Genomic DNA, 12,904 nt, shown 5'->3' on the forward strand with positions numbered 1-12,904 from the left:
GCCTGAAAGCCTCCATGCCCTCATCGTCCGAACACGCCGCCCGCGACTCCGGTCCCGGCGGCTGGCTGATTTTTTCCTTTGCCGTCGCCTGCGGCGTCACCGTCGCCAATATCTATTACGCGCAGCCGCTGGTGGGGCCGATCAGCGAGAGCTTCGGGCTCGACCTGTCGTCGGCAGGCATCATGCTGACCATGGTGATGTTCGGCTATGTGCTGGGCCTGCTGTTCCTGGTGCCGCTCGGCGATCTCGTCGAGAACAAGCGGCTGATCCTGATCACGCTGGGCAGCCTGATCGTGAGCCTGCTGATCGCCGCAGCCGCACCCACGGCAGCGATCTTCATCGCCTCGACCTTGCTGCTCGGTATCGCCGCCGTGGGTACGCAGATGATCTTGCCGGTGGTGGCGCATCTGGCGCCGGAGCAACGGCGCGGGCAGATCGTCGGCACCGTGATGAGCGGGCTGCTGTTCGGCATCCTGCTGTCGCGGCCACTGGCCACCATGGTGGCCGGTTCGTTCGGCTGGCGCGCGGTGTTCGTGATGTCCGCGGTGCTGATGTGCGGCGTATTCGCACTGATGGTGATCGCGCTGCCGCGCCGGCAACCGAAGCATGAGCTGACCTATGCGACGCTGATCCACTCGCTGTGGGACCTGATGCTGACCACGCGGGTGCTGCAGCAGCGCTCGGCCTATCAATGCCTGCTCTATGGCTCCTTCAGCCTGTTCTGGACGGCGATGCCGCTGGTGCTGGACCAGGCGCCGTTCTCGTTCGGCCATATCGCCATGTCGGCCTTCCTGCTGTCCGGCGCCGGCGGCGCATTGGTGGCCCCGCTTGCGGGACGCCTCGCCGATCGCGGCCGCGGCGATCTCGTCACCGTCACCGCGATGCTGCTGGTGTTGGTGAGTTTCGTACTGACCTGGATCGGCGGCCACACCGGCGGCGCGACGGCCGTGACGCTGTTCGTCATCGCGGGCATCCTGATCGACGCCGGCACGCAGGGCAATGTCGTGGCTGGACAACGCGCGATCTATGCCCTCGCCGGCCATATCCGCAGCCGGCTCAACGCGCTGTTTCTCGCTTGCGCCTTCTTCGGCGGCGCGATCGGCTCGGGCTTCGGTGGATTTGCCGTGGCATCGGGCGGCACGTCGATGATCGCCTTGATCGGCATCGGCGCATCGCTGATTGCGCTGGCTTTGTTCGGCCTTGAGGTCGCCAGCAGACGCAAAGTGAGCTAGGGCGCGAGGAAACGCCCGGACATGATGCGCTTCGTTTCATCGACCGGCTTGTTGTAGATATAGGTCCAGGCCTCACTCACGCTGCCATCGGCGAGCGTCACAGCGATCCGCTCGCGCAGATACAACATCGGCTGCGGATGGCCGGGGCCGACGCTCTCATAGTCGTCGAGCGCGGCCATCAGCTCAACCGGCTTGCGCAGCCGAAACAGCTCGCCAAACACGACATCATTGGCATCGTCGGAATGCAGCAGGCCGGGATAATGCGCGACCATATACAGCCTGCCGCGGCAGGAGGCTTCGCCGAGAAAATCGGCGCCGGACGAGAGCAGCTTCGACATCGGATGATCGAAACCGCGCATCAATGTGCCATAGACGAAGACGCGATCGGGCATGCGGCGGCTAGACTTTCTCGGCCAGTGCAGCGGCGACATCGTCGCCCGCGGACACCACATTGATACTCACATCCATGCCGAGAAACGCATCGGCCGAGCCCATATAGGTGCCGTGCAGTGGCACCGCCTGACGCGGATCGCGCGCCACGGCGACGCGAATGAGATCCTTGCTGCCGATGATGCCATTGGTCGGATCGAATTCGATCCAGCCTGCGGCCGGCAGATAGACCTGCACCCAGGCATGGGTCGAGCCGCCGCCCACATAATTGTGCTCGCGATCGCCATGGATGAACAGATAGCCCGACACGAAACGTGCGGCGATGCCGAGCCGGCGCAGCGCCTCGATCATGAATAGCGCAAAATCGCGGCAGGTGCCGGATTTGGTCTGCAGCGTATCGAGCGGATGCTGGGTGCCGTGTTCATAGCGCTTGCGATAGGCGAACTGCTTGCGGATGCCGAGCGTCATGCCGGTCAGAATATTGACGGTCGGCGTGCGGCCCTGCGGGTCGAGAAATCCGCGCGCCCATGTGGCGAGTTCACCATCGGGATCGCCATATTGCGGCCGGATGAATTCCTGCAGATCGGGCAGTTCTTCGCCGTCATACAGGAACGGATAGAAATAGGCCTTGTCATCGGCGGTCAGCGCGAACTCGTCCGACGGCAGATGTTCGATGGTCGCGGTGGAGACGAAGGTGAGCTTTCGCGCGTGCTCGTCGAAGGTGGCGATCGCCACTGAATTGCCGAACACGTCGTGGATCCAGCGCAGCGACAGCGGCTCCGGCGTGATCTCGAGCTTGCCGTTGAGCATGCGCAGATCATGGCCATCGCGCGGCCGCAGCATGATCCGGTGTTCGCCGAACGCGACGGGATGCGCGTAGCGATATTCGGTCTTGTGATGAATCGTGAGCAGGGGCATCAATGGTTCGTTCATGCGTGATTTGTCCCGTGTAATTTATACGGAAGCCTGCAGAATCACAGGCCGGGATGCCGCATCGTTAGGCAATATCGGGAAAAAGCCTTGGACAGAATTTTGGACAGAGCCTTGGATAGCAATCAGGACACATCCCTACGTCTCGGCCCCCAGGAGGTTCCGCCCGTTCTGGAACTCAATACCGCCGGAAACTCCCCTTTTCTCCTGACCTGCGATCACTACGGCCGGCTGATTCCCGAGATGCTCGGCGAGCTCGGCCTGCCCGAGAGCGAGCTCGTCCGCCACATCGCCTGGGATGTCGGCATCGCCGGCGTCGCCGAGCAGATGGCTCGGGCGCTCGATGCGCATCTCGTGGCGCAGCGCTATTCGCGGCTGGTGATCGACTGCAACCGCCCGCCGGACGCCGTAAGCGCGATTCCGCTGATCAGCGAGGCGACCACCGTGCCCGGCAATGACGGTCTCACGTCCGATGCGAAGGCGCGCCGGCGCGAGCTGATCTTCGATCCGTATCACCGGCGCATCGACGAGGTGATCGATGCAAGGCTGGCAAAGGGCCAGCCGACAGTGCTGGTGTCGCTGCACAGTTTCACGCCTGTCTATGCCGGCATTCCCCGCCCCTGGCATATCGGCACACTCTATCAGCACGACAGCAAACTGCCGCCATTGCTGCTGCATCATCTGCGCGCCGAAGCCGATCTGGTAGTGGGCGACAACGAGCCCTACGCGGTCTCCGATGCCACTGACTACACGATCCCCGTGCATGGTGAGAAACGCGGGCTGATGAATACAGGCATCGAGATCCGGCAGGATCTGATCACCGATGTCAGCGGCCAGACCGAATGGGCGGAGCGGCTCACGCGCATCTTCAGCGAGATCGAGGCGACGCTGATCACGCCGCGCGCGTCGCATCTGTAGCCTTTGATGCCGGCGTAGCTGCCAATGCGCCTGCGCGGCGTGAAGTGCCTAGCCGTGCGTCCCGATGAAATAAGCCACCACCACAAATCCCGCCGCGACCGCCCACAGGAAATAGGCCGCGCGACCACCAGGGCTCAGCGTCGAGTCAGACGGGTTGTCCGGATTGACGAAGACCTTCACAGCGTCACCGTTCTTGTAGTCCATCCCGAACAGCCGCAACTGCCATTGCGGCGGGTTCGGGTTGCTGGTGCTCAAGCTCCCGGCGGACCCGATATAGGCGACGTGCTTGAAACGATAGTTGTATTGCACGTTCCGGGTCTGCATCACCGGCCCGCTGCGACCGGTGTCGCTGTCCCTGCTCACATAGGTCTCGGGCGCGCCCAGTTTGACGGTGCCGGGCACCACCGGCCACTTCTTGGCCAGAGACCCCTGCCGGTGTAGCGCCAGGCCGAACAAGGCAACGAGGAAGCCGAACCCGCAGAGCGCCGTCACAATCGGCGATCGCTTCGGATCGGCAAGATGCTCTGCGATGAATTCGTTGATGCGGGCGCCACCAAAGATGCCGCCAACCACGATCGCCAACACGATGACGGCAGCGATGCCAAGACAGCCGCCGATACCCTTCGGCATCTCGCGATCGAGCACGGCGTCGCGCGGGTGCCGCGGGTTGTAGTAGACCATCACCGCGGTACCGACCGGATAGCGCGCGATTGTCTCGGCGACTTCGAAATTGCCGCGGTCCTCGCCGATGCTGACGCGGTTGTTCGTAAGTTTCTGTCCGCTCACGGTGTATTCGTAGACGATATTCGCAAAATTGCGCTTTTCGGTGCGCTTGCGCTCCTCGCGCGTGTCGTCGAGCACCTTGACGTCTCGTACTTCGGAGGTCGAGACGATCACCTTGCCGAAGGTGGACGGCCAGTCGCTGGCAGCGCGGACCTGCAGATATTTATAGCCGGCCGCGACCAGGATCAGGCCAAACGGCGCCAGCAGCATGGCATAAACGAACCAGGGAATGTCGGGCACGGCGAAACCTCATGGCACGGCGCGGCGCGCCCCGAAGTTTGACGTGACGATGCGGCGAAAGGTTCAGCGCGACAAAAGATTCACCGCGCTCGGGTCAGCGCCAGCCAGACCCCGCCGCCGATCATGAAGCCGCCGGAGATGCGCGACAGCAACCGCGTGCGCCGTGCCGAGAAGAATTGTCGCGCACGGCCCGCGGCCACCGCATAGACGATATCGGTGAGCGCGGCCGTCACCATGAAAGTCGCACCAAGGATTCCGACCTGCAGGATGTGGTTCTTCTCCATATCAACGAATTGCGGAATGAAGGCGCCGAAGAACACCAGCACTTTCGGATTGCTGAGCAGCACCATCATGCCCTGCAGGAAGAAGCCGCCACGCGGCGGCGCCGGCGGCGTATCCGCATCGATACCCTCGACCGGCGCGCGGACCATCTTGATGCCGAGCCACACCAGATAGGCGGCGCCGGCAAAGCGCACCCAGTCGAACCAATAGCCCATGGTGGCCATCAGCGTTGCCAGTCCGAGCGCGACGATGCCGATCACCACGGCAAGCCCCGCTTGCGTTCCGGCGATGCTGATCATCGCCGCGCGCGTGCCGTAGCGCAGCCCGTTGGCAATCACCAGCGTGACGTTCGGACCGGGTAGCAGCGCCAGCGCGATGCAGGCGACGACAAAGGCGAGATAGACTTGCAGCGACATCGGCACGCTCCTATTCCGATTTTATCTACGTCATGCCCGGCCTTGTGCCGGCCATCCACGCCTTCACTGCAGGCTAAGACGTGGATGCCCGGCACAAGGCCGGGCATGACGACGGTGTGTTGTCGTCTTAACACTAGCACTCGTATTGCTCGCAGCAAAACACACTTGCCCGGCAGGGCGCCATCTGGTTGCCTGTCACTGCACGCATAGAGCAACGGCCATGATCGATATCAACAGGTTCCGGCCCGCGATCGTCTACACGATCTACATTGCCGCCACGCCCGAAAAAGTGTGGCTAGCACTGACCTCGGCGGAGTTCAGCCGGCAGTATTTTTCCGGCTTCGCGGTCGAGCTCGAACAGAAGATCGGCGGCGCGTTCAAGGTTCTCGCGCCGGATGGATCGTTGCATGTTTCGGGCGAGGTGATCGAACACGATCCGCCGCGCAAACTTGTCATCACCTGGGACGTCAACTGGCCCGGACTTGTCGAAGCGCTCGGCTCGACACTCGTCACCTATGATCTCATGCCGTCGGCCGAGACGGTGAAGCTGACGATGACGCAGGCGCATGATCGCCAACTCAGTGACGACATCCTGTCCGGCGGACGCGCAGGCTGGCCGGCTATCCTTTCCAGCCTGAAGAGTTTGTTGGAAACAGGCAAGGTCCCCGCGATCCAGATGGAGCCGCCGCTGAAGCTGCTGGCGGCGCTGAAGGAGATGGGGATCAAGGTGCCAGGGATGTGAGCGGCACGCGCTGTCGCTCCCTCTCCCCGCTCTGCGCGGGGAGAGGGGTGGGGTGAGGGGCTGGGGTACGTCGACCCCACGAAGCTTCACTCTCGGGTCGGTGAGATTCGAGAGTGGCGTGGCTGGTACGAACTGTGTGCCCTGCCCCTCACCCGCCGCGAAGACGCGGCGACCTCTCCCCGCGAAGGGCGGGGAGAGGTTAAGAACTACCCCAGCGCCCGCAATTCCCGCCTGAGCACCTTGCCCGTTGCCGTCATCGGCAGGCTCTCCGCGAACTGCACATGGCGCGGATATTCATGGGCGGCGAGTTGCGATTTGACGAAATCCTGCAGCTCGCGCGCCAGTGCATCGCTGGGCACGAAGCCCGGGCGCAGCACGATCCAGGCCTTCACAGCCTCGGTGCGGATCGGATCGGGAATGCCGACCACCGCCGACAGCGCCACCGCGGGATGCTTCAGCAGCGTATGCTCGATCTCCGACGGACCGATACGATAACCTGCGGATGTGATCACGTCGTCTTCGCGTGACACGTACCAGAAGTAACCGTCATCATCCTGAATGCCGAGATCGCCGGTGAGCAGGAATTCGCCGGCGAATTTCTTGGCGGTACCTTCGGGGTTCTGCCAATAGCCGAGCATGGTGCAGGGATTAGGCTGTCTGATACCGACAATGCCCCGCTCGCCGCGCGGCAGTTCTTCGCCCTGCTCATTGACGATACGCACATCGAAACCCGGCGTCGGCTTGCCCATGGAGCCCGGGCGGATCGGAAACAGATCGGCATTGTTGCCGACCACGAGATTGCACTCGGTCTGGCCGTAGATTTCATGGGCATCGATACCGAACGTATTGCGCACCCAGTCGAGCAATTCAGAACCGAGCGACTCGCCGCCGGTGAGCATGCTACGCAGCTTCACGCCATCATGTTTCACGTTTGCCTGCCGCATCAGCTTCAGCGCCGTCGGCGGCAGGAACACATTGCGTATCTTGTGATCGGCCATCAGCTGCATCGCGGCGTCAGGTTCGAATTTCCTGGCGCGATAGCCAACGATCGGCACGCCGTGATACCAGGCCGGAAACAGCGCATCGAACAGCCCGCCGATCCAGGCCCAGTCGGCCGGCGTCCAGTAGACGTCGCCCGGCTTCGGAAAGAAGCTGTGCACCATCTCCACATTGGGCAGATGGCCGAGCAGCACGCGATGGGCATGCAGCGCGCCCTTGGGATTTCCCGTGGTGCCCGAGGTGTAGATGATGATGGCGGGATCGTCGCAGGACGTATCGACCGTGGTGAAGTCTTCGGACGCCGCCTCGATCGCCGACCAGAACGATTTGGCGCCGGCATGCGGTGCACTGTCCGTGACGTAGATATCTTGTAAATGAGGCAGCCGCTCGCGGATTTTCGACAACTTGTCCCAGCCGCTCGCGTCGGTGACGATGGCCTTGGCCCCGGAATTGGCAAGGCGGAATTCCAACGCGTCCTCGCCGAACAGCGTGAACAGCGGCACCGACACCAGCCCGGACCGGAACGCCGCGAGATGCGCCACCGGCAATTCCACCGATTGCGACAAAAACACCGCAATGCGGTCGCCGCGCTGCAGGCCATCCGCCTTTAGCACATTGGCGAAGCTGCGCGAGAAAGCCTGCATCTCGTCGAAGGAGAAACGATGCGTGCCGTGGTCCTCGTCCACATAGATCAGCGCCAGCCGCCCGCTACCGTCTGCATGACGGTCGCAGGCCACCGTCGCGATGTTGAATCGCTCCGGCACATCCCAGCGGAAATTGCGGGCGAGCGTCTCATAATCCGTGGTTTCGACCAGCATGGCAGGCGGCTCCCTGCGGCGTTGCTTGCTTCTTCTCGTTATACCAGGGGAGAAGTCTGAACGGCCGCGGCCCCATTCTTAAACGAGGAGTCCTGTCCGCCAAAGTGCCTTGAAATTCCCGGCCCGGCATGGTCTCAAGCACCCTATTCGGAACCCGGCGCTATCAGCGCCTTCGCAAGCTCAATCCGGCAGAAATTCCCCATGGCACGCAGGTTTTCGGCCGCTTATCAGTCGGAGCCAGTATCCAGCCTGGCGCTGTGGGCGCGGCGCCTCGCGGTTTTCGCCGCCATTGCAGCCCTTACCTCGATCATCATCGTCCGCTTCGGGTTCCTTGAAGTAAAACCGGCGCTGATGACCTTCTTTGGCGCGTTGGGATTCGCCGGCCTCTCGATCCTGGTGGCGCTCGCCGGCTTTGCCGCGATCTGGCAGAACGGCTCGCGGGGCATGAGCGTGATCATGGTGGCGCTGATGCTCGACGTGGTGATCCTGGCGTATCCCGGCTACCTTGCGTACCAGTACCGCAAGCTGCCGAAGATCCACGACATCACCACCGACCCGGTCGACCCGCCGCGCTTCGAGGCGCTGGCGCGGCTGCGGACCGGCGACGGTACCAATTCAGCCGTCTATTCCGGCCTCTACTCCGCGGAGCAGCAGCGCACGGCCTATCCGGATATCGAGCCGGTGGAGCTGGAGGTGCCCGTGCAACGCGCCTATGACGTGACGCGCGCTTTGGTCGAAAAGCGCAAGTGGATCGTCATCGACGAGCGTCCGCCGCAGCCGCCGCGCCGCATTGGCCGTATCGAGGCGGTGGCGCGCACCCCTATCATGGGTTTTCGCGAGGACGTCTCGATCCGTTTCACCCCCGACGGCGAAGGCTCACGCGTCGATATCCGCTCGTCGTCGCGCTATTTCGAAGGCGACCTCGGCAGCAACGCCGCGCGCATCACCAAGCTGATCGACGACATCAACACCGCCGTCGACAGCGCGCCGGCGCCGAAGAAGGCAGCGACGCCGGCGAAGGCTGCGGCAAAGGGCGCGAAGAAGTAGGCTCCCGCCCCTCCGCGACAAGCTCTCACCCCCGCGCGCGTTTCTCCACATTCGCGATCCGCTCTGGCACGCCGAACTCCTGCCGGCAGACATCAGCGAGGACCGCGATCCCTTCGCGGATTTCGTCATGCGTGGGGCTGGCAAAGCAGATGCGAATGTGGCTGTGCGCATAGGCCTTGTCGACAGACCATTCCGGGCCGGGATTGATCGACACGCCGGCCTTGAGCGCGGCCTGATAGAGCTTCATCGCATCGACATTGGCGGGCAGTTTCACCCACAGAAAGATGCCACCTTTGGGTTCGTCGAATTCCGCCGCCGTGCCGAACTGCTCGTTGAGCGCGTCCATCAGCGTCTCCAGCTTGGCGCGTAGTCCGCGCGTCGCCTTCGGCACATGGGTGGCGAAATGCGGCACGCAATATTCGGCGAGGACCATCTGCTCCAGTGCGCCTGAGCCGGCATCGGTCTTCAGCGCCAGCATGCGCGACATGATCTGCCAGGGCGCGACGATGTAGCCAACGCGGAGAGCAGGCGCGATCGACTTGGAGAACGAGCCGATATGGATCACGCTGCCGGTCTTATCCATCGCGTGAATCGCCGGCGGACGCTCGCCGTTCCAGATCAGGTCGGCATAGCAATCGTCCTCAAAGATGGGGACGCCATATCTGGCCGACAGCGCCAGCAACTCGCGGCGACGGCTTTCCGGCATGATGGTGGCGGTCGGGTTCTGCACGGTCGGGATCGTATAGATATATTTCGGCCGGATGCCCTTCGCCTTCAGATCTTCCAATGCTGAGGCCAGCGCGTCCATTCGCATGCCGTCGTCATCCAAGGGGATGCCGACGATATTGACGCCGAGACGGGTGAGCCGGTTGATGGAGCCTTGATAGCAGTCGCGCTCGATGATGACGGTGTCGCCCCTGGCGAGCAGGCTGTGATTGACGAGGTCGAGCGCCTGCAGCGAGCCGGATACGACCAGGATGTCATCGGCGCTGCAATCGATGCTCGCATCGCGCTTCAGCTTGGTAGCAATGAAATCCCGCAGCGGCAGATAGCCCTGCGGACCGCTCGCCAGACCGTAGGTTGCCAGCGTGCGTCCCTCGCGCAGCATGACGGCATTGGCGGCAGCAGTCAGACCCTCCACCGGCACCTGGTCCATATCGTTGTTCCCGCCGACGAAGCTGTATTTGGCGAGACCGGTCCATTTTGCCGCAGCCGCGGGCAGGCCCGGAGGCAGCAATGGCGCGTAGTCGAACCGTGCAGTGGTCATGAACGTCGTCTCCCTGAAGCTTTTTATGATGAAGGCTGCCTCGTTGGACCGCCCCCCGCGTGTATCGCGCGCCGAATGCCGGATATTACCCCTTTGCCCTCACGCGGCGCACCATTAGAGTGCCGCCGAAATGTAAGGCTTTTCCGGCAGGGGCATGCACGACTTAATCCGCGATATCACGCTGTGTATCCTGTTTGCGTGGGGCATCGGGCTTATTGCGCATTTCACCCGTCAGCCGTTGATTCTTGCTTATCTGATTGCCGGCTTCATCATTGGGCCATTCGGCATCGGCTGGGTCAAGTCGGACGAATCCATCAGCACGATCTCCGAACTCGGCCTGATCTTCATGCTGTTCATGATCGGTCTCGAGATCGACCTGAAGAAGATCATCCGCGCCGGCAAGGTCATTCTGTTCGCCGCGGGCGGCCAGTTGATCGCAGGCTGCGTGCTCGGCGCGGCCTTCTTCATGGCGCTCGGGCTCAAGCTCGGCGGCGGCGGGTTCGATGCGCTCTATCTCAGCGTCGCCTGTGCATTGTCCTCGACGGTGGTCATCGTCAAGGTGCTCTACGAGAAGCGCGAGCTCGACACACTGCCCGGCCGCATCACGCTCGGCATCCTGGTGCTGCAGGACATCTTCGCGATTCTATTTCTGGCGGTGCAGCCGAGCCTCGCCGACCTGCAAGTCAGCGTTGTCGCGTTGTCGATCGCCCGCGTCGGCGTGCTGGTCGCCACTGCGCTGATCCTGAGCCGCTATGTGCTGCCGGCGCTGTTCCACCAGATCGCACGACGACCGGAACTGGTGCTGCTGGGCGCGCTGGCCTGGTGCTTCCTGATTGGCGAAATCGCCGAGCGGCTGCATCTGTCGCGCGAGATGGGCTCGCTGGTGGCCGGCGTATCGCTATCGACCTTCCCCTACGCGCTCGACGTCACTGCCAAGGTGACGACGCTGCGGGATTTCTTCATCACGCTGTTCTTCGTCGCCGTCGGCATGACGATCCCGATCCCGAACGGCGCCACTATCGGCCTCGCCCTGATCATCGCCGTGTTCACCGTGATCAGCCGCATGCTCACGACCTTCACGCCGCTGTATCTGATGAAGCAGGGCCTGCGCGCCAGCCTGCTGCCGGCGCTCAATCTGGCGCAGATCAGCGAATTCTCGCTGGTGGTGCTGCAAACGGGAATTGCCGCCGGCCATATCACCACGCAGACCTCCAGCGCGGCATCCTTCGCCTTCGTGATCCTGGCGGTCCTCTCGACCTTCGCGATGATGCGCAGCGACCAGATCACGCGCCTCTTGATCGGCCCGATGAAGCGCATCGGGCTGCGCGACCTCGATCACGGCCAGGGCCGCGAGGGCGATCATGCCGAGGGCCATGGCGACGCCCGCCGCATCGTCATTCTCGGCTTCTTCCGCACCGCGTCCGCCCTGCTCGCCGAGATCGAGCGCCAGAACGCGTCACTGCTCGACCAGATCAGCGTCGTCGACTTCAATCCGAACGTCTTCCGCACTTTGGTCGGGCGCGGCCAGCACGTGATCTATGGCGACATCAGCAATGTCGACACGCTGGTCCATGCCGGCGTCGGCAAGGCCGAGATCATCATCCTCAGCGTGCCGGACTCGCTGCTGAAGGGCGCGAATAACGAGAAGCTGGTCCGCCATGTCCGCTCGATCAACCCGACCGCCAAGATCATCTCCACGGCGGACGTGCTCGGCGACGTGAGCGATATTTACGCCGCCGGCGCCGACTACGTCACCGTGCCCCGGCTCAGCGACGCCCATGCGCTGTATGAGGTGATCGAGGCCGCCGATCAGGGCCTGCTGGACGATAAACGCGCCGAAATGGACGCGCAGCTGGCGGAGCGGCGAGAGGTGCTGCCCTGACCGGTGGCTGAGTGAAACTACAGAATCAGAAAATGACTAGCTTGGAGATCGGCAAGATGCACGTTCGCCAGCGTGAGACTGTCGTGATCACCGAGGTCGATCAGGGTGTCCTGACCGTTGTTGATCGACTGGAACAGCGTTTGCGGTTGGCCGGCTTGCGCCTCGTGCAACGCGGCGGTCAGTTCCTGCATGCTGGAGACCGCGGCGAACCCCTCCAGCGCGATGCTGCTGCTGTCCGATATCAGCTCTGCGCCGATGCCGGGCCGGAACGCAAATGATTGGTTGTTGAGTCCACCGTTGAAAATACCGGTAAAGCCGTCGCCATTCAGGTCTTGATGGAAACTGGGCTCGAATGCTTGCAGCCTTGGGCTGGCGCCTGTCGTCGTGCCGTTGAAGGAGAGGTAGTTGCCGTTGCTGTCGGTCGTCCAGATCGTGTACTGGTCGGCRCCGGCCATCTTCCAGGCGACTTGGTAGCCGCTCGATGTCTGTTCCGCCCCGATCGGTGTCCAGTCGCCGAACTGCCCCACTGTCACGTCGGCGCCCGACTGCTTCAGCGAAGGTCCCGCTCCGCCGCTCGCGAGATAGAACGCATTGCCGATGGCGATCAGGCTGGTTGCGCCGTTGGCCTCGATCACGGTGCCATGCAGCCCGGTGAACCCGTCGCCATTGAGGTCCTGGTAGAGGCTTGCTTCGAGTGATTGCAGTGTCGCGCTACTGCCGGGCATCACGCCGCTAAAGGAAATATAGTTGCCGCTGCTGTCAGTGGTCCAGATCGTGTACTGGTCGGCACCGGCCATCTTCCAGGCGACTTGGTAGCCGCTCGATGTCTGTTCCGCCCCGATCGGTGTCCAGTCGCCGAACTGCCCCACTGTSACRTCGGYGCCSGACWGCTTCAGCGARGGTCCSGCYCCGCCGCTGAGGAGCAGGAACGTATTGCCGGCGGCGACAAGGCTGGTCG

Annotated in this window: 11 protein-coding genes and 1 pseudogene; 5 read left to right on the top strand and 7 right to left on the bottom strand. The window is 63.0% G+C overall.

The window, feature by feature from the left end; translation table 11 throughout:
• Positions 1-14: 14 nt before the first annotated feature.
• Positions 15-1,232: an MFS transporter gene (locus tag AC1DUY_RS21245; protein WP_478116783.1), complete on the top strand. Its 1,218-nt coding sequence runs from the start codon at positions 15-17 to the stop codon at positions 1,230-1,232.
• On the opposite strand, the gene AC1DUY_RS21250 is transcribed toward AC1DUY_RS21245, so the two are convergent.
• Together AC1DUY_RS21250 and AC1DUY_RS21255 are read right to left on the bottom strand one after the other, a co-directional pair.
• Entirely contained in the window at positions 1,229-1,624 is a 396-nt protein-coding gene (locus AC1DUY_RS21250) for a gamma-glutamylcyclotransferase family protein (protein ID WP_478116785.1), read from the bottom strand. The genes AC1DUY_RS21245 and AC1DUY_RS21250 overlap by 4 nt on opposite strands.
• Before the next feature lie 7 nt (positions 1,625-1,631).
• Positions 1,632-2,540, bottom strand: coding sequence for a transglutaminase family protein (locus AC1DUY_RS21255; RefSeq protein ID WP_093760029.1), 909 nt, complete (start codon positions 2,538-2,540; stop codon positions 1,632-1,634).
• A gap of 126 nt (positions 2,541-2,666) precedes the next feature.
• Here AC1DUY_RS21255 and AC1DUY_RS21260 point away from each other — a divergent pair, with 126 nt between their 5' ends.
• Positions 2,667-3,470, top strand: coding sequence for an N-formylglutamate amidohydrolase (locus tag AC1DUY_RS21260; protein WP_478116787.1), 804 nt, complete (start codon positions 2,667-2,669; stop codon positions 3,468-3,470).
• Positions 3,471-3,518: 48 nt separating this feature from the next.
• Here the strand turns inward: AC1DUY_RS21260 and AC1DUY_RS21265 are convergent, their stop codons facing one another.
• Together AC1DUY_RS21265 and AC1DUY_RS21270 are read right to left on the bottom strand one after the other, a co-directional pair.
• Positions 3,519-4,493, bottom strand: a complete 975-nt coding sequence (locus AC1DUY_RS21265) for a DUF3592 domain-containing protein (protein WP_478116789.1) — start codon at positions 4,491-4,493, stop codon at positions 3,519-3,521.
• An 80-nt stretch (positions 4,494-4,573) separates the two neighbouring features.
• Positions 4,574-5,191 (bottom strand): LysE family translocator, encoded by a 618-nt coding sequence (locus AC1DUY_RS21270; RefSeq protein ID WP_175368816.1) that lies wholly within the window; start codon positions 5,189-5,191, stop codon positions 4,574-4,576.
• A gap of 220 nt (positions 5,192-5,411) precedes the next feature.
• On the opposite strand from AC1DUY_RS21270, the gene AC1DUY_RS21275 reads away from it, so the two are divergent.
• Entirely contained in the window at positions 5,412-5,933 is a 522-nt protein-coding gene (locus AC1DUY_RS21275; RefSeq protein WP_478116791.1) for an SRPBCC family protein, read from the top strand.
• Positions 5,934-6,139: 206 nt separating this feature from the next.
• On the opposite strand, the gene AC1DUY_RS21280 is transcribed toward AC1DUY_RS21275, so the two are convergent.
• Complete coding sequence (locus tag AC1DUY_RS21280) at positions 6,140-7,750, bottom strand: acyl-CoA synthetase (protein ID WP_478116793.1); 1,611 nt, start codon at positions 7,748-7,750, stop codon at positions 6,140-6,142.
• A 201-nt stretch (positions 7,751-7,951) separates the two neighbouring features.
• Here AC1DUY_RS21280 and AC1DUY_RS21285 point away from each other — a divergent pair, with 201 nt between their 5' ends.
• Positions 7,952-8,797, top strand: coding sequence for a DUF1499 domain-containing protein (locus AC1DUY_RS21285; protein ID WP_089262113.1), 846 nt, complete (start codon positions 7,952-7,954; stop codon positions 8,795-8,797).
• 25 nt (positions 8,798-8,822) lie between these two features.
• Here AC1DUY_RS21285 and AC1DUY_RS21290 read toward each other — a convergent pair whose 3' ends face one another.
• Positions 8,823-10,064: an aminotransferase-like domain-containing protein gene (locus tag AC1DUY_RS21290; RefSeq protein WP_478116795.1), complete on the bottom strand. Its 1,242-nt coding sequence runs from the start codon at positions 10,062-10,064 to the stop codon at positions 8,823-8,825.
• 154 nt (positions 10,065-10,218) lie between these two features.
• Between AC1DUY_RS21290 and AC1DUY_RS21295 the strand changes: the two genes are divergently transcribed.
• Positions 10,219-11,946, top strand: coding sequence for a cation:proton antiporter (locus tag AC1DUY_RS21295; protein WP_478116797.1), 1,728 nt, complete (start codon positions 10,219-10,221; stop codon positions 11,944-11,946).
• Between the two features lie 17 nt (positions 11,947-11,963).
• On the opposite strand, the pseudogene AC1DUY_RS21300 reads toward AC1DUY_RS21295, so the two are convergent.
• Positions 11,964-12,904: pseudogene (locus tag AC1DUY_RS21300) on the bottom strand (NF038122 family metalloprotease); the annotation flags it as partial.

Source organism: Tardiphaga sp. P4_G1, assembly GCF_056401215.1.

What these genes read in the sequence shown, in the direction of transcription:
- AC1DUY_RS21245 (WP_478116783.1), top strand. Translation starts at nt 15, where the DNA reads ATGCCCTCATCGTCCGAACACGCCGCCCGCGACTCCGGTCCCGGCGGC.
- AC1DUY_RS21250 (WP_478116785.1), bottom strand. Translation starts at nt 1,624, where the DNA reads ATGCCCGATCGCGTCTTCGTCTATGGCACATTGATGCGCGGTTTCGAT.
- AC1DUY_RS21255 (WP_093760029.1), bottom strand. Translation starts at nt 2,540, where the DNA reads ATGCCCCTGCTCACGATTCATCACAAGACCGAATATCGCTACGCGCAT.
- AC1DUY_RS21270 (WP_175368816.1), bottom strand. Translation starts at nt 5,191, where the DNA reads ATGTCGCTGCAAGTCTATCTCGCCTTTGTCGTCGCCTGCATCGCGCTG.
- AC1DUY_RS21275 (WP_478116791.1), top strand. Translation starts at nt 5,412, where the DNA reads ATGATCGATATCAACAGGTTCCGGCCCGCGATCGTCTACACGATCTAC.
- AC1DUY_RS21280 (WP_478116793.1), bottom strand. Translation starts at nt 7,750, where the DNA reads ATGCTGGTCGAAACCACGGATTATGAGACGCTCGCCCGCAATTTCCGC.
- AC1DUY_RS21285 (WP_089262113.1), top strand. Translation starts at nt 7,952, where the DNA reads ATGGCACGCAGGTTTTCGGCCGCTTATCAGTCGGAGCCAGTATCCAGC.
- AC1DUY_RS21290 (WP_478116795.1), bottom strand. Translation starts at nt 10,064, where the DNA reads ATGACCACTGCACGGTTCGACTACGCGCCATTGCTGCCTCCGGGCCTG.
- AC1DUY_RS21295 (WP_478116797.1), top strand. Translation starts at nt 10,219, where the DNA reads ATGCACGACTTAATCCGCGATATCACGCTGTGTATCCTGTTTGCGTGG.